Origin of the sequence: Empedobacter sp. UBA3475 (assembly GCF_002378465.1) — a bacterium.
Lineage (GTDB): Bacteria > Bacteroidota > Bacteroidia > Flavobacteriales > Weeksellaceae > Empedobacter > Empedobacter falsenii_B.
In genome coordinates this window covers 61,727-77,392 of record NZ_DFRA01000033.1, presented here as the reverse complement: position 1 = coordinate 77,392, position 15,666 = coordinate 61,727, and the positions used below count along the sequence as shown (strand labels likewise).

The following is a 15,666-nucleotide window of genomic DNA, read 5'->3' as shown; positions in this document are numbered from 1 at the left end:
TTTACAATGAAATTCAATACAAAAGCTATACATGGAGGTCAACAACATGACCCTTCTACAGGAGCCGTAATGACTCCAATTTACCAAACATCAACATTCGCGCAAAGATCACCAGGAGATTACAAAGGATACGAATATTCTCGTGGTGCAAATCCAACAAGAACTGCTTTAGAAAATGCATTAGCATCTATCGAAGGTGGAGTTGCAGGTTTTGCATTTGGTTCTGGTTTGGCAGCAATCGATGGTGTATTAAAATTATTTAAACCAGGTGATGAAATCATCGCGATGGACGATTTATATGGAGGTTCTTACCGTTTGTTTACACGTGTTTATGAAAAATTTGGATTGAAATTCCATTTCGTAGATATGACAAATGTTGAGGCTGTTGTTGTATTAATCAATGATAATACAAAAATGGTTTGGGTTGAAACACCTACAAATCCATTGATGAAAGTGGTTGATATCAAAGCGGTAAATGATGCTGTAAAAGCAAAAAAATCTGATATTTTAGTCGCTGTTGATAATACATTTGCTTCGCCTTATTTACAACGACCAATTGAGTTGGGAGCAGATATAGTGATGCATTCTGCAACAAAATATTTAGGAGGTCACTCAGATTTAGTTGCTGGAGCAATTGTGGTTAATTCAGAGCAATTGGCAACTGATGTTCACTTCAATTTATTTGCAACAGGAGGAATTTTAGGACCACAAGATTCTTACTTAGTTTTACGTGGAATCAAAACTTTGGCTGTTCGTATGGATCGTCACTGTTCAAACGGAATGAAGATCGCACAATTTTTAGAGGCTCATCCAAAAGTTGCGCACACGTATTATCCAGGTTTGGAAAATCATCCGCAACACGAAATTGCGAAAAAACAAATGAAAGATTTCGGAGGAATGGTAACGTTTACGTTGACTTCTGGGAAGAAAGAAGATGCTTTCAAAATTTTAGAAAACTTAAAAGTTTTCACTTTGGCTGAATCTTTAGGTGGTGTTGAATCATTAGCAAATCACCCAGCTACGATGACACATGCGTCTATTCCTGCTGAGAAACGTGCTGAAATTGGTATTACAGATGATTTAATTCGTTTGTCTGTTGGTATCGAAGATATAGATGACTTATTAGAAGATTTAGAACAAGTTTTGAATTTGATTTAATCGATATAAGGAAAATAAAAAAAAACGGAATCTATAAGATTCCGTTTTTTTTATTGAATTGGAGTTAATGCTTCAGAATTACGAAGAATTGCAACGTATTGAAAATAATCAGTTGTTTTTAAATTTTCTTTTGGCGTAATGTTTTCTCCAAATAATCTTGACTTTATTTGAATTAAATTTTGAGAAGATTTGTATGGTGAATTTTTCGCATTAAGATTAAAAATTGAAATGGAATTAGACTTTGCAAGTTCTTTAAAATCAAGAATACCTTTTATTAACATCATCGGTCCATCAGCATTTACCCAGTTTATTTTTTCATTTTCTGGAGTAGGAAATTGATCATTTTTAGGTAAATACATTTCACTGTCCAATGTATAACTTACGATGCTTGTTACGTTATATTTATTGTCTAAAAGTCTTTCAGCAAAAGGTTTTTCTTTATCATTCATACTTTTTTGAAGTGTATGAAAAAGACCAAATAATCCATAGAATTTTTCATTTTGTAGATGATTCTTTGAAATGATATGATTAAAATTTTCAATCATTGCAGAATCTCTTGAAATTTTGTTGTTAGAATCATCAAAGTTTGTATCAATACCCAAAACAACGATTTTAGATGAATCATTTAATGTTTTATTGTAATCATACAAGTTGTTCCATTTTTTTAGTAACTCTTGACTTGATTGTTGAGGAATTCTTTTTTTAATAGCTAAAACAACTTCTTTTAATAATTTTTCATTTTTAACATCGGAGCTTAGAAATGTGTTTAATTTTTTAGAATTTAAACTGTCCATTTCGGCAATGTAATAGTTGAATCCAAGATTCTTATTCAAATATTTAAACATAAATTCATCTAATTTTTGATTGTCAGCAAAACCATGAATTTCACCTAATAGAATAACATTTGAAGTGTTGAAGTTATTATCAAAAATCTGAGAATCAAAGTTGCTGTCAATTGTTGTTTTATTATTTTTTAGATAGCCAATATTTGTTTCATTTTTAGAAGCTAAGAAAATTTTATTACTAATAAATAAATACAAAAAAATAAGTGTAATTATTGAAATTAGAGCAATAAAGAAGATTTTTAGGATTTTGATAAGTGTTTTCATGTTGTTAATTTTTATCAAAACTATAGTTAGCAAAAGACTTGTATAAATATATGTTTACGAATTGTTGATTTTTTAGGATGAATTGAGAAAATCATTTACTGAAAATTTTTTCTATTTTTATAAAATGAAGTTTCTAATTCTTTTCTTACTTTCTGTGATGAGTTTTGCTCAAAAGTTGGATACGATTAATCTCAATCAAGTTGAGGTAGTGAATTATTCCAATTACAAACAATTTCGTCCAAAGTTTAAACAAGTGGTTCGATTAACGGATAACACAAGTTTCGGACTTAAAATATTTTCGAATTTATTACTTCCAAATGAGAAAGAAATTGAAATTGTCGCAATTGAAATTTTGTTTGAATCAAAAGTGAAAAAGAAAAATTATTGCAACGAATATTATTATTTCAAACCAATGATTCTAAAATCGATTGAGGATAAACAAAGTTTGATTGAAGAAAAATGGTTTGAAGTGGATAAAGATTATCAAGGAAAATATATTTTTCTGATTCATTTAAAACTTAAACCTTCCGAAGCCAAAAACTATTTTATTGGTTTAGAAACTTCTTACGAAAATCCTTTTTGTCCCGAAGGAAATGGCTATTTTGATTTGATTGTAACAAAAAAATCAGTCGAATATTACAATGAAATTAATGGTGAAATGATTAAACAAGATATTTTGAAAAATCATTCACTTAACTACAAAATCTATTACAAATAGATTTATTTCCACAATAATTTCAATTCAACTTTATATTTCCCAGCGTATGGTTTTGGGGTTGTTGGTTTCTCCGAAATCGAGAATTGATACACGCCACGCGCAGGTAATTCGAAAATGGTTTCTTTGCCAAAAGGACCACCTTTTATAGAATCCGCAGGTCCTTTGATGTGATTAATTCTAATATTCGCTGTAGAATCTTGTGCAGAAATTTTGATCCAAACTTTCTTTGCAGAATCTGCATTAAACGTAAACGTATTGGTTTGTCCCGCTATTTTAGTCGGTTCCGCTTTTGCTTTTGCATAACTTACTTCAAGATTCTCTGTAGTGTTATTAGCGCTTAAAGGAACAATTTTATCTGTATTAGATATAATTTTTTGCTGAGGTTTTATCACAACTTTTTTCTGAGGAGAAGCTGTTTTTACCACTTCTTCTTTCATTACATCTTCTGTTGTTGGTTTATCTTTTTTTACCAAATCCTTGTACGCAGAATCAACTCCAATCTTGCTTGGATAAATGGTTGGTGTAGATTTGTCTTCACAACTATAAAGCGTAATCAATGTAATAAAAGCGATAAAAGTCCATTTCATAACAGAAAAATTCTGTTGTAAAAGTAACTATTTTAACTGCAATTTCAAGGTATATTTTCCTTCAAATGGATCGCCTTGCATCAAACTTTCGCCAATTCGAATTTGATACAAACCTTTTTCGTTTAAATCGTAATTGATTTCTTGTCCAAAAGGACCATCTTTTTCATTATTTGGAGAGATAAGTTGATTAATTCTAATGTTTCCTAGTTTATCTTGAGGAATTATTTGAATAAAAACAGATGAAGAAGAATCATTTCTAAAACTAAATGTTTGTTCTTCTTTTGCTACTTTTTCAATTTCAAATTTACCTTTTCCTTGTATTAATTTCAATTCAGAATTATTCATAATCTTTGGAGAAGCAAAAGCAATTTCCTGAATAGAAGAATCTTTTTTAATTTCTTTTTGTACAGAACCTCCAATTATAAGTGATTTATTTCTTGTAATACAATAAATAAGAATAGCACCAATAGCTATTGTGAGTATTATAATAGGATTATATTTTTTCATTGTTGTAAATTTGTATTTAATTAATTACAAATTCTGAACCAAAATATGTTGTTCTACGAAAGTATTGGAGTTGGGAAACCTATAGTTTTCTTACATGGTTTTTTGGAAAATCATAAAATATGGAATCGTTTACAGAATGATTTATTTCATCACAATCAAATTATTACAATTGATTTACCTGGACATGGAAATTCTGAAAATTTTCAAGAGGTGAATACGATGGAAGAAATGGCAGAAAAAGTGATTGAAGTTCTGGATGAATTAAATCTTGAAAAAGTAGCTTTTGTAGGACATTCGATGGGAGGATATGTGACGTGTGCGTTGGCTGATCTTTTTCCTGAACGAGTAGAAAATATTGTTTTGATTAACTCCTCGACTTTACCAGATGATGAAGCGAAGAAAAATCAACGTTTGAAAGCGTGTGAAACTGCTCGTAAAAATTTCAATGCGTTGGTGAGTTTTAGTATGCCTACTTTATTTGCAGCGCATCATCGAGATCAATTCAAAGATGAGTTGAAATTTGTAAAAGAAATTGCTTTAAAAACTCCAATTGAAGGTGTTTGTGCAGCTTTGAAAGGAATGCGACAGCGTCCAGATCGTTCGTCGATTTTGTATGATTTCAAAGGTGGAATTTATATTATTGTTGGAATGAATGATGAAACAGTTAATCCTGAATTATTTTTAATCTTAATTCCAAATTTACCTAATATTCATTTGTACAAATTTGATGGCGGACACATGGCTTTTATAGAAAATTATGATGAGGTTTTATCGATTTTGAAATCAATTTAGCGCTTACGTTGGAAAAATTCTTTCATCAATTGACCGCATTTCTCTTCCATAATTCCCGAAACAATTTCAGTTTTTGGATGTAATTCGCCAATTTTTGCTTTAAAACCGCGTTTTTCATCCGAAGCACCATAAACCACTTTCGAGATTTGGCTCCAATACAATGCTCCGCCGCACATGACGCAAGGTTCTAAGGTTACATACAATGTGCAATCTTGTAAGTACTTTCCACCTAAATAATTTGCTGCAGACGTAATGGCTTGCATTTCTGCGTGCGCTGTAACATCAGTCAATGTTTCCGTTAGATTATGTGCTTTCGCGATAATTTTGTTGTTGCAAACAATCACAGCTCCAACTGGAATTTCGTCTCGCTCGAAAGCTGTAACCGCTTCGTTAAAGGCGATTCGCATAAAATATTCGTCTGTAAAAAGATTTTCCATTTCTATAAAATTTAAGGCAAAAATAATCATTTCCAAATTGGATATTCGATACATTTGTACAAATTGATGCCTCTTTTATGAATCAATCAAAATATATCATTGCAGCCATTATAACCTACTTTATGTGGGGATTTTTTAGTTTCGGATTGAAACCGATCGCCGGTTATCCACCTTTGGATATTCTATTTTTCAGATTGTATGTTTCCGTTTTCTTTTTAGTGGTCATTAATGTTGGATTTCGACGTAATAAGATGAAAGCTGATTATGATTTATTCAAATCATTTGATAAAAAGAAACAGAAAAAATTAGTAAGTTTAATTGTTGGCGGATCATTGATTTTGATGACGAATTGGTTGATGTTTATTATCGTGATGAATCATATTAGCGTACAAGCAGCATCGCTTTCGTACTTGGTTTGCCCGATTATTACTACCGTTTTGGCTTTCATTATTCTGAAAGAACATTTGACCAAAATAAAATGGATTGCAGTTGGTATTAGTCTTTTAGCATGTTTGGTTATTTCTATAAGTCATCTTATAGACTTGGTTTATAGTTTGATTGTAGCTTGTACATTTGCACTCTATATCATTATTCAGAGAAGTTTGAATGTTTTTGATAGTTTCAATTTGTTGATGACACAATTATTAATTGTAGCCATTCTGATGTTACCATTGGTTTTCATCTTTTCAGGACCAATTCCGACCGAAACAATTTTCTATCAATGTATCATGATGATTGTGATTTTGTTCACTATCATTCCAATGTTCTTAAACAATTTTGCTTTAAAAGGAATTGACTCTTCAACTGTTGGAATTTTAATTTATTTGAATCCAATTATGAATTTTGTTTTAGCAATTTTCTATTACAAAGAAGCCGTTTCTCTAATGCAAATGATCGGTTATAGTTTGATTTTACTCGCGATTGTAGGGTTTAATTCACAAACAATTTTCAAAATGAAAAACATAAAAAAATCTGAAGTTTAAACTTCAGATATTTTTATGTTGATTTTTCAGGAAATATTATTTGATGTAAACAGAATTTGGTGAAACTCCAGTTGTAATTGCTGGATTTTTAAGACCTCCTTGTGCATTCTGAATTAATAATCGTCCATTAGAATTGTAATCTTTTGCGTCTAAAACATAAAAAGTATCACCTTTTACATAGAAACCATATACACTATCAGCACCTGTTATGTAATCTGCTTTTGTAGGCAAAGCTGTTGCATTTGTAGCCATAGAATAAACAGAATTATTAACGATGTAATACAATTTACTATTCTCCGCAACTAAGAAATTAGGATGTTGTCCATCAGGAAAATTCATTTCTAATTTATCTTCTGAAGTTAAATTATAACGAACCAATTTTCCTTTTGTAGTAGTTCCCCAATTAACACCTTGAGAAAGCACAAATAAATTTCCGTTTTGAATTGTTAAATCTGTCGGAACATCACCAACATTTATACTTTTTTTATCATTTGTTTTAAGGTCAATAATTGTAACTGTTTTACCTGTTCCCCAGCCACCTTTTTGTGCAACATAAAGTTTGTTATTGTCAAGAATCATTTTTTCTGGACCTTCATCTACTTTATATTTTTCTACAAATGTTAAATCACTGATTTTGTATTTTGCAATAAAATCATCTGTCGTTACATTAGGATCTCCCCAGTTTGAGATATACAAAAATTGATCATCAGAAACGATATAACGAGGGTTGCTCATATTATCTGATGATGGAATTGTACTAATTTTTTTGAAAGTTGTGTTGTCTACAACTTCTACTTTATTAGAAACATTAAGAACAATATAAGCTTTGTTTCCTTTGAAATACATGCTTTGTCCTACAGAACCCAATTGTGCACCAGCGTTCGCAGTCTTGAAAATTTCTTGAATAGGATTTGTTGTACTTACATCTTTTGTTGGATCAAAATAAGTGATTTCTGCGTTAGCTGAATTGAAACCTCCTTCATTCAAAATAAAAACTCCTTTCGAGTAGTTTCCTTTTTCAGGATCATTATTTGGCCCATCATCGTCATTTGAACAAGATTGTAAAAATACTCCTGCCAAGGCTATAAGTGCGATTGATTTAAATTTAGTCATAGTTTTTTAAAATTTTATTTGTATTTGTATGTTATAATTTGTGCCGGGTTGCCAACGATTTTCTTGCGTTTGATATTCTTGGTTAAACACATTATTCACACTCATAGAAACGCTATAAAGTGGTGAAATCGTAAAATTTAAACCTAAATTCGTTAGCCAAAAACCATCAAGTGTTCTTTCTTCTTCCGAATCGGTAAAAACTTTACTTGTATAAATATTTTGTAGAAAAGCAGATAAACGTTTGTAAGTGTATTGTGCGCTCGCCGTCCATTTATGATTTGGGGAATACATCAATTCCTTATTTTTAAATTTATCTTTTGTTTTGGTGTATGCATAAGTTGTATTGAAACTAAATGCATTCCATTTGTAGCTTCCAATCATTTCAAAACCATAGGTTTCAGCTTTGTTGATGTTCACAGGAACCCAATAAGAAGTGTTTTGCGAACTCGGAATCCATTGAATCATATCACTCAACTTATTATAAAAAATATTGGTTTGAATGTTTAAATTTTTGTTGATAAAATCATTTCCAAGTTCAAATTGATAAGCTGATTCTGATTTCAAATCTGGATTTCCACCAGTTTTCCAAAATAAATCATTGTAGGTTGGATTTCTGAAATTTTTCGAAACATTTCCTCTCAATTGATACGAATGAATCGGACGAAAATTAAAACCTAAGGAATAAATAAATGGATTTTGGTACGTATCAGAAAAATCTTGACGAATACTCGCTTCGTATTCCAAAACATCTGATAATTTATGCTTCGCGATTAAGGCAAAATTGATTGAGTTTTGATCGCTTTTATTCAAATTATTTCCACTTCCTTGATTATAATTAGCTTCAGATAAAAATGAAAGCTCGAAATTATTAGTCAATTGATGATTCAGATAATATTTTAAAACATAATTATCCACCTGTAAATCGTCCGAATAAGATTTGTGAATATTGTTGAAATAACTGTTTTCTTCTCGGATATATGCCAATTTTAACTGCGATAGCCACTTTTCATTTGGATTGAAATTCCATTCTGTCATCAAACGATAATCCTTATTTTCGTACCCAGAAGGCGTTGAACCAATGTCAACTAAAGGAAATTCGCGCTTCCCAAAATTGATCATTGAATAAAGTTTCAATTCGTTTTCAGGATTAATTTTATAGCCAAAATTTCCATTAATTGTATTGAAATAATATTTTCCGTTCAAATTCTTCTTCATGTGATTCGGAATTTTATAATCATTATCAGATTGATTTCGTTCGTAATCGATTGAAGAACTAAATTTTTCTGTACTATATTTCAATTGATATTTTCCCGACCATGTATCGTAACTTCCGTATCCTAAATTTATTTTTTGCTGTAAACCTTTGTCATACTCAAATTTATTCAACAAATGAATTGTACCGCCGATAGAACCTGTTCCATACGCAATACTTCCGCCTCCTGGTTTCACTAAAATTCCGTCAAACGAATTACTTGCAAATAAATTAAAATCCGTTTGTCCTGTTGTTTGCGAATTGACATTTATTCCGTTCCAAATTACCGCTGTATGCGAAGCTAAAGTTCCACGAAACGAAGGCGAAGAAACCATTCCTCGTCCATTTTCTTTAAAATAAATTGGCGTTTGCGCTTGTAAAACTTGCGTCAGTTGATTAGGATTTTGCTCTAAAATACTATCATTAAGTTTGATAATACTTTGAGATTTGTAATGATTTTTAAGAAAAGCATCGTTCAAAATCAAAGGTTTCAAATTGATGGTATCCGTCTGTGCAAAAGCAATTCCAGCGATAAGATTAAAACAAAGAAAAAGTTTTTTCATATTAAAATCTGTTTTTCCTCCGAAAACATTTTCTATTAATTTGTTAGCAATGGCAGGTTTCCTGACTTATTCTTTTACAAAAAGTATGTTAGAATTTACAGTTGCGGGGACAGTTTTGGAATTGAACCAAATTCCCTTTTAACTCACTCGTTGAGCACCATTTTATGCAAATGTAAAGAAAAGCAATTGATTTTATAAAAAGTAGATTGTTAAATCGTTAACCTTAAATTAAGATCAGATTTATTTTATTTGTACAGTATTCAAAATCATTATATCTAGTGATTTTTAAGAATGATGGACAAATTAAATTTGTAACCAACAAAAACAATTATTATTTAAACTTTAAAAACGATGGAAAACAATCAGCCGTACAAATCAGAGAAAAAAATCATTGCTGGAATTTTAGGAATTTTAGTAGGATATTTAGGAATTCATAAATTCTATTTAGGATATACAAAAGAAGGAGTTATTCAAATTATTGCCACTTTTGTAACATTTGGATTTGCTGGACTTATTGGATTTATTGAAGGGATTATTTATTTGACTAAATCTGACGAAGAGTTTGATAAAACATATGTAGAAGGTCACAAAGGCTGGTTCTAAAATAGAGATTACATTCTTTTTTAAATATTTTTCGATCCCAAAATAACTTTAGATTATTTTGGGATTTTTTTATTGAATGAATTCGTTTTAAATAATTCGCAAGTTTTTTATTACATTTGCTTTAGGAAAAAATATAATAAAGAACGAAATCGCATAAAATGGCTATAAAAACATTTAGAGAAGTAATCGCAGAGGCAATGAGTGAAGAAATGCGTCGCGATGAATCTATATTTTTAATTGGAGAAGAAGTAGCAGAATACAACGGAGCGTACAAAGCTTCGAAAGGAATGTTAGACGAATTTGGAGCAGAACGTGTAATTGATGCGCCAATCGCAGAGGCTGGTTTTTCTGGAATCGCAATTGGATCTACAATGACGGGATGTCGTCCAATCGTAGAATATATGACATTCAACTTCTCATTAGTGTCTATTGACCAAATTATCAATAACGCTGCAAAAATTTATCAAATGTCAGGAGGACAATTCAACTGTCCAATTGTATTTAGAGGACCTACTGCTTCTGCAGGACAATTAGGTGCAACACACTCACAAGCTTTTGAGAATTGGTATGCAAATGTACCAGGTCTTAAAGTAATTGTTCCTTCAAACCCTTATGATGCAAAAGGTTTATTAAAATCTGCAATTCGTGATAACGATCCAGTAATTTTCATGGAATCTGAACAGATGTATGGAGATAAAATGGAAATGCCAGATGAAGAATACACAATCGAAATTGGTAAAGCAGAAATCAAACGTGAAGGTACAGATGTAACGTTAGTTTCTTTCGGGAAAATCATTAAGCAAGCTTACATTGCTGCTGATGAATTAGCTAAAGAAGGAATTTCTGTAGAAGTAATTGATTTACGTACAGTTCGTCCATTAGATTACGATACAATTTTCAAATCTGTTAAGAAAACAAATCGTTTAGTAGTTTTAGAAGAAGCTTGGCCTTTCGCTTCAGTTGCTTCAGAAATTACGTATATGGTTCAACAAAAAGCATTCGATTATTTAGATGCACCAATCAAACGTATCACAACAAAAGATACATCAGCGCCTTATGCTCCAAACTTGTATGAGACTTGGATTCCTAATGCAAAAGATGTAGTTGAAGCTGTAAAAGCTGTGATGTATAAATAATTAAGATTTATAAACTATATTTGTAAAGTCTAGCACACATTTTGCTAGGCTTTATTTTTTTAACCAAATCTAATTGATGAAAAGTTATATAACAGCTTTTTTTATAGTTGTTTTAGCGTCTGTGCACGCGCAAGTAAAAATTCAAGGAAAGGTAATCGATTCTGAAACTCAGAAGCCTATTCCTTACGCAGATATTCGTTTACCAGAACTTAAAGTAAGTGCAACATCAAACTCTGATGGTACTTTTTATATCGAATCTAGTTCGAATACAAATAAAATTGTCGTATCAAAAAATGGATACGAAACTTCTGATTATGTTATCGAAAATAAAATCGATTATAATTTTATTGCTCAATTATTTTTAACAGAAGACAATACTTCAGAAGAAGATGGCGGAACGGTAGATTTACAAACTGCGGTTGTTTCGGCAAAGAAAAAACGTCCTAAAAAGAAAGAAAATCCAGCTTATGCTATTTTGCGTGAAGTATGGAAGCGTAAAAAGAAAAATGGGCTAAAATTAGCGCCACATTATCAATATGATGAATACGAAAAGTTGCAATTTGATATTAGTAATATCGATTCAACTTTTATGAAACGTAAGATTTTTAAAGGAATGGAGTTTGTTTTCGAGAAAGTAGATACTTCTTCTATTAATGGAAAAACATATTTACCAGCTTTCTTGAATGAGTCAATTTACAATGTTGCAGGAATTAATAAACCTTCTACAAAAGAACGTCGAGAATTAATTGCGAATAAAACATCTGGTTTCGAGAAAAATGAAGTGGTAGCTTCTACGGTAAAAAATCTTTTCCGTGATATTGATATTTATGATAATCGTGTCAATATTTTAGACATCAAATTTGTGAGTCCAATTGCTACAGATGGTTTCGCAGTTTATGATTACGAATTGAAAGATACAGTTGATGTAGATGGAATAGAATCTTATCGAATCAAATATTATCCGCGTCGTGAAGGAGAGTTGACATTTAAAGGAGAATTATATATTTCGAAAGATGCTTATGCGGTGAAAGAGGTTGTGATGGAAACAACGAAAGAAATGAACGTGAATTTTGTACGTAATATTTTCATGAATCTAGAATATGATATTCCAAACGATTCTATTTTCTATCCAAAGAAAGAATACGCGATGTTGGATATGTCGTTGTTGAGTAAAAAAGAAAATGCGAAAGGAATTTTTGCACATAAAACGGTGAATTATTACAATTACGATTTCGATACAACACATCCCGAAGCTTTTTATTACGAGAAATTAGATCCAGCAAAAGCTGCGCTTAACGAAAAAGATAATCAGTTTTGGGCAGAAAATCGTCCTGAAGCTTTAACGAAAGATCAAGAAGGTATTTACGAAACATTAGAGCAATTAAATAAAGTACCAAAATTCAATAATATTGTGAAAGCAATCGAGATTTTTGGTTCTGGATATTACAATGTCGGAAATGCAATTGATATCGGGAATTTATATTCATCTTTTGGATACAACCAAATCGAAGGTTTCCGTTTGAGAGCTGGAGCTCGTACATATTTTTCGCAAAATGATATGTGGCGTGCGCAAGGTTTCTTGGCATATGGTTTTCGAGATGATAAATTCAAATATGGAGCAGATTTTCGTTACATGTTCAATAAATATAATCGTTTTCAAGTCGGTATCGGAACAAAACGTGATGTAGAACAATTGGCAGCAACGTTAACGGCTTCTGACGGGATTATGACGCGTAGTTTTGCTTCGTCATCAATCATCAATCAAGGAGATAATACATTTTTGAGTAATAATAATTTGACAAATGTGTATGCGTCGATAGAGCCTTGGAAAAATGTAACGTTTCGTGTTGATGGAAATTATCAATTAATTAAACCAGCAGATGCAGAACATTTCTCGATTGGATATGAAAAAAATGGTGAGATTAAAGAAACTTTAACAAACTCAAGTGTAAGTGTTTCGGTAATTGCTCGTCCAGGTGCAAAATATTCGCAATATGGAATTGATCGTTACGAAATGACAACACTTGCACCAACGTTAATGTTGCGCTATACAAAAGGATTGAAAGGTGTAATTAATTCAGATTTTGAATATGATAAATTACAATTTTTATATACACAACCAATTTTGATTGGATCTTTTGGTAAATCATTGGTAACTGTAGAAGCAGGAAAAACATTTCAAGGTGTTCCTTTATCATTAATGAGTGCGTTACCTGGAAATGAGAGTTACGGACAAGTTTATGGTACATTTTCACAATTAGATTATTATGAATTTGTAACAGACGAATATGTAACGATGAACTGGGAACATCATTTTAACGGTTGGATTTTGAACAAAGTTCCGTTAATCAAAAAATTAAAATTAAGAGAAGTTGGATTCTTGAGAGCGGCTTACGGAGACATTTCTGAGAAAAGTAAAGCTATTAATCGTTCGACAATAGAATATTTTGCACCAAATCAACAAATCTACTACGAATACGGGTTTGGGATCGAAAACATTGGTTTTGGAAACATTAGACCAATACGTGTTGATTTTAATTGGCGCGGAAATTATAATAATTTGCCAGATGTTCGTAAATTTGGCATCACAATCGGTTTAGATTGGAATTTTTAGAAAATACATAATAAAAAAAAGAATATTACAATGACTTTTGATGCAATCATTGAAATCCCAAGAGGATCTCGCAATAAATATGAAATGGATCACGAAACAGGAAGAATCCGTTTTGATCGTGTTTTATACTCTCCAATGTTCTACCCAGCTGATTACGGTTTCGTAGAAAATACATTAGGATTAGACGGAGATCCAATTGACGTATTAGTTTTCTTAACAGAACCTACTGTTCCTGGATGTGTAATCGAAGTAAAAACAATCGGTGTTCTTAAAATGTCTGATGACAAAGGACAAGATGAAAAATTAATTTGTGTACCAGTTGCTGATCCAACATGGAACCAATTAGAAAACATCACTGATATGAATCCTCATACATTGAAAGAAGTTGAGCACTTTTTCAGAGTTTATAAAGACTTAGAAAATAAGACAACAACAATTGAAGGGTACGGTGATAAAGCAGAAGCAGAACAATTATTGCAAGATGCAAGAGAGCGTTTCGTACCAGCTCATTAAGAAATAATTTATAATTTCATATAAATAGTCCTCATTTTTTGAGGACTATTTTTTTTAAGTAAATTTTTCTTCCATTCTATCAACTATTTCCAAAAACATTTTTAAGTTTATAGAAATACTCACACATGAAATCGAAATTTTTATTAACACTAGGTTTAATCTCTACAATCATGAGTTTATCTGCTCAAACTAATCAACAAGTTTTAGACTTGATTAACAAAGAAGTAAAACAAAATTCTGAAGCTTATCAACAATTAAAAAAAGCAACCGAAACAATCGGACATCGTGCAACAGGAACAGAAAATGGACGAATAGCAGAAGAATATGCAGCAAATTTGTTGCGTTCGTATGGTTATGATGTGTCTTTTCAAGAGTTTACATTTAGCGGATGGAATCGTAGAAGTTTAGATTTAAAAATCAATAATCAACCTATAAAAGCCGTTGCTTTGGCGCATTCGCCAGAAAATGTTAGTCTTTCGGGAGAATTGATTGATTTAGGAAATGGACTTGAAGAAGATTACAAAAAGATTGGTGATAAAGTAAAAGGAAAGATTGTTTTTGCTGCGCTTGGTTTGTTGGATGGAACGCCAAAAGAAATAGAAAATCTACATCGTTCCGAAAAAACAGCTTTAGCAGAAAAGTACGGAGCGAAAGGAATTATCTTGTTTAATCGCCCTGCTGGAGGAATTCTATTGACAGGAACGGCTTCTGTAACGGGAGAAATTATTAAAATTCCTGCAATTAATATTAGTTTAGAAGATGGATTGAAAATTAAAGAAAATCTATCAAAAGGAAAAGAAATTGCTAAAATCGAAATGAAAAATGATGTTGGACAAATGAAAGGTCGCAACATTATTGCAAAGAAAATCGGTTCTAAATTTCCAAACGAAAAAATAGTTCTTGGAGGACATTTAGATAGTTGGGATTTGGCTACAGGAGCGATTGATAATGGTGTTGGAAGCTTTTCTGTGATGGATATTGCGAGAACATATAAGAAGTTAAATCTTCAAAATGATCGAACAATAGAATTTGTTTTATTTATGGGCGAAGAAGTTGGTTTGATAGGTTCTAAATATTACGTCAATCGAGCGCTGAAAGATGGTTCTATCAATCAAATCAAAGCAATGTCGAATATGGATATGACAACAAATCCAAAGTCTTATTATTCGACAATGGAAAGTAATTTACCTATTTTAACTGATTATGCGAATGATGTGCAAAAAGTAATTCCAGATTTTAAATTGAAAACATTTGCGAGTGTAGATTTACATTCAGATCATCAACCGTTTATGTTGCAAGGCGTGCCTATTATTGGGCTTTCGGATAGTCAATTTACAAAAGGAGCGTTAAATTGTTACCACGCGAATTGCGATACATTTGATTATGTAGAAGAAATTGGTTTGAAAAATAATGTGATTTTGGAAACCTATTTGTTGTATCGTTTGAGTAATTTGAAAGAAATTCCTTCAAAACGTTGGAACGAGCAAGAAGTAAAAGAAGCCTTAATCAAAGGAAATTTAGAAACTCCACTTCGTATTTCGGGCGATTGGAGATGGTAATATCAAAAAAATCCTTCAGAAT

At 31.5% G+C, this 15,666-nt stretch carries 15 protein-coding genes and 1 riboswitch; of the genes, 9 read left to right on the top strand and 6 right to left on the bottom strand.

What is annotated here, in order from left to right; translation table 11 throughout:
- Positions 1–6 precede the first annotated feature (6 nt).
- A complete protein-coding gene (locus tag B3I31_RS07490) occupies positions 7–1,158 on the top strand; it encodes a cystathionine gamma-synthase (RefSeq protein ID WP_286495281.1) in 1,152 nt (383 codons plus the stop codon).
- Between the two features lie 50 nt (positions 1,159–1,208).
- Here B3I31_RS07490 and B3I31_RS07485 read toward each other — a convergent pair whose 3' ends face one another.
- Positions 1,209–2,267 (bottom strand): hypothetical protein, encoded by a 1,059-nt coding sequence (locus B3I31_RS07485; protein ID WP_291059759.1) that lies wholly within the window; start codon positions 2,265–2,267, stop codon positions 1,209–1,211.
- Positions 2,268–2,391: 124 nt separating this feature from the next.
- Between B3I31_RS07485 and B3I31_RS07480 the strand changes: the two genes are divergently transcribed.
- A complete protein-coding gene (locus B3I31_RS07480; RefSeq protein ID WP_291059757.1) occupies positions 2,392–2,985 on the top strand; it encodes a hypothetical protein in 594 nt (197 codons plus the stop codon).
- 2 nt (positions 2,986–2,987) lie between these two features.
- Here the strand turns inward: B3I31_RS07480 and B3I31_RS07475 are convergent, their stop codons facing one another.
- Both B3I31_RS07475 and B3I31_RS07470 read right to left on the bottom strand, forming a co-directional pair.
- Positions 2,988–3,572: a hypothetical protein gene (locus tag B3I31_RS07475; protein ID WP_291059755.1), complete on the bottom strand. Its 585-nt coding sequence runs from the start codon at positions 3,570–3,572 to the stop codon at positions 2,988–2,990.
- A 27-nt stretch (positions 3,573–3,599) separates the two neighbouring features.
- The gene (locus B3I31_RS07470) at positions 3,600–4,079 is read right to left on the bottom strand and encodes a hypothetical protein (protein ID WP_114998135.1); all 480 of its coding nucleotides are present in this window, start codon (positions 4,077–4,079) and stop codon (positions 3,600–3,602) included.
- 45 nt (positions 4,080–4,124) lie between these two features.
- Between B3I31_RS07470 and B3I31_RS07465 the strand changes: the two genes are divergently transcribed.
- Positions 4,125–4,871, top strand: a complete 747-nt coding sequence (locus B3I31_RS07465; RefSeq protein ID WP_114998131.1) for an alpha/beta fold hydrolase — start codon at positions 4,125–4,127, stop codon at positions 4,869–4,871.
- On the opposite strand, the gene B3I31_RS07460 is transcribed toward B3I31_RS07465, so the two are convergent.
- Entirely contained in the window at positions 4,868–5,308 is a 441-nt protein-coding gene (locus tag B3I31_RS07460; protein ID WP_115001927.1) for a nucleoside deaminase, read from the bottom strand. The two genes, B3I31_RS07465 and B3I31_RS07460, sit on opposite strands and share 4 nt — an antisense overlap.
- A gap of 77 nt (positions 5,309–5,385) precedes the next feature.
- On the opposite strand from B3I31_RS07460, the gene B3I31_RS07455 reads away from it, so the two are divergent.
- The gene (locus B3I31_RS07455; RefSeq protein ID WP_291087839.1) at positions 5,386–6,291 is read left to right on the top strand and encodes an EamA family transporter; all 906 of its coding nucleotides are present in this window, start codon (positions 5,386–5,388) and stop codon (positions 6,289–6,291) included.
- A gap of 36 nt (positions 6,292–6,327) precedes the next feature.
- On the opposite strand, the gene B3I31_RS07450 is transcribed toward B3I31_RS07455, so the two are convergent.
- Positions 6,328–7,404, bottom strand: coding sequence for a DUF5074 domain-containing protein (locus tag B3I31_RS07450; protein ID WP_280049930.1), 1,077 nt, complete (start codon positions 7,402–7,404; stop codon positions 6,328–6,330).
- A gap of 6 nt (positions 7,405–7,410) precedes the next feature.
- Positions 7,411–9,219 (bottom strand): TonB-dependent receptor plug domain-containing protein, encoded by a 1,809-nt coding sequence (locus B3I31_RS07445; RefSeq protein ID WP_291047928.1) that lies wholly within the window; start codon positions 9,217–9,219, stop codon positions 7,411–7,413.
- Positions 9,220–9,253: 34 nt separating this feature from the next.
- A riboswitch (cobalamin riboswitch) is annotated at positions 9,254–9,396 on the bottom strand.
- Between the two features lie 174 nt (positions 9,397–9,570).
- Between B3I31_RS07445 and B3I31_RS07440 the strand changes: the two genes are divergently transcribed.
- From B3I31_RS07440 to B3I31_RS07420, 5 genes are all read left to right on the top strand, one after another.
- Positions 9,571–9,822, top strand: a complete 252-nt coding sequence (locus B3I31_RS07440) for a TM2 domain-containing protein (protein WP_219034059.1) — start codon at positions 9,571–9,573, stop codon at positions 9,820–9,822.
- Between the two features lie 158 nt (positions 9,823–9,980).
- Positions 9,981–10,958, top strand: coding sequence for a pyruvate dehydrogenase complex E1 component subunit beta (locus B3I31_RS07435; protein ID WP_114998120.1), 978 nt, complete (start codon positions 9,981–9,983; stop codon positions 10,956–10,958).
- Between the two features lie 76 nt (positions 10,959–11,034).
- On the top strand, positions 11,035–13,572 hold the full coding sequence (locus tag B3I31_RS07430; RefSeq protein ID WP_291059752.1) for a DUF5686 family protein: 2,538 nt from the start codon (positions 11,035–11,037) through the stop codon (positions 13,570–13,572).
- A gap of 30 nt (positions 13,573–13,602) precedes the next feature.
- Positions 13,603–14,085, top strand: coding sequence for an inorganic diphosphatase (locus B3I31_RS07425; protein WP_038336778.1), 483 nt, complete (start codon positions 13,603–13,605; stop codon positions 14,083–14,085).
- Positions 14,086–14,210: 125 nt separating this feature from the next.
- The gene (locus tag B3I31_RS07420) at positions 14,211–15,644 is read left to right on the top strand and encodes a M28 family peptidase (RefSeq protein ID WP_260392384.1); all 1,434 of its coding nucleotides are present in this window, start codon (positions 14,211–14,213) and stop codon (positions 15,642–15,644) included.
- Positions 15,645–15,666 lie beyond the last annotated feature (22 nt).

Bases quoted from the DNA above. Each gene is read 5' to 3' on its own strand.
- B3I31_RS07490 (WP_286495281.1), top strand. From the start codon at position 7: ATGAAATTCAATACAAAAGCTATACATGGAGGTCAACAACATGACCCT.
- B3I31_RS07485 (WP_291059759.1), bottom strand. From the start codon at position 2,267: ATGAAAACACTTATCAAAATCCTAAAAATCTTCTTTATTGCTCTAATT.
- B3I31_RS07480 (WP_291059757.1), top strand. From the start codon at position 2,392: ATGAAGTTTCTAATTCTTTTCTTACTTTCTGTGATGAGTTTTGCTCAA.
- B3I31_RS07475 (WP_291059755.1), bottom strand. From the start codon at position 3,572: ATGAAATGGACTTTTATCGCTTTTATTACATTGATTACGCTTTATAGT.
- B3I31_RS07470 (WP_114998135.1), bottom strand. From the start codon at position 4,079: ATGAAAAAATATAATCCTATTATAATACTCACAATAGCTATTGGTGCT.
- B3I31_RS07465 (WP_114998131.1), top strand. From the start codon at position 4,125: ATGTTGTTCTACGAAAGTATTGGAGTTGGGAAACCTATAGTTTTCTTA.
- B3I31_RS07460 (WP_115001927.1), bottom strand. From the start codon at position 5,308: ATGGAAAATCTTTTTACAGACGAATATTTTATGCGAATCGCCTTTAAC.
- B3I31_RS07455 (WP_291087839.1), top strand. From the start codon at position 5,386: ATGAATCAATCAAAATATATCATTGCAGCCATTATAACCTACTTTATG.
- B3I31_RS07450 (WP_280049930.1), bottom strand. From the start codon at position 7,404: ATGACTAAATTTAAATCAATCGCACTTATAGCCTTGGCAGGAGTATTT.
- B3I31_RS07445 (WP_291047928.1), bottom strand. From the start codon at position 9,219: ATGAAAAAACTTTTTCTTTGTTTTAATCTTATCGCTGGAATTGCTTTT.
- B3I31_RS07440 (WP_219034059.1), top strand. From the start codon at position 9,571: ATGGAAAACAATCAGCCGTACAAATCAGAGAAAAAAATCATTGCTGGA.
- B3I31_RS07435 (WP_114998120.1), top strand. From the start codon at position 9,981: ATGGCTATAAAAACATTTAGAGAAGTAATCGCAGAGGCAATGAGTGAA.
- B3I31_RS07430 (WP_291059752.1), top strand. From the start codon at position 11,035: ATGAAAAGTTATATAACAGCTTTTTTTATAGTTGTTTTAGCGTCTGTG.
- B3I31_RS07425 (WP_038336778.1), top strand. From the start codon at position 13,603: ATGACTTTTGATGCAATCATTGAAATCCCAAGAGGATCTCGCAATAAA.
- B3I31_RS07420 (WP_260392384.1), top strand. From the start codon at position 14,211: ATGAAATCGAAATTTTTATTAACACTAGGTTTAATCTCTACAATCATG.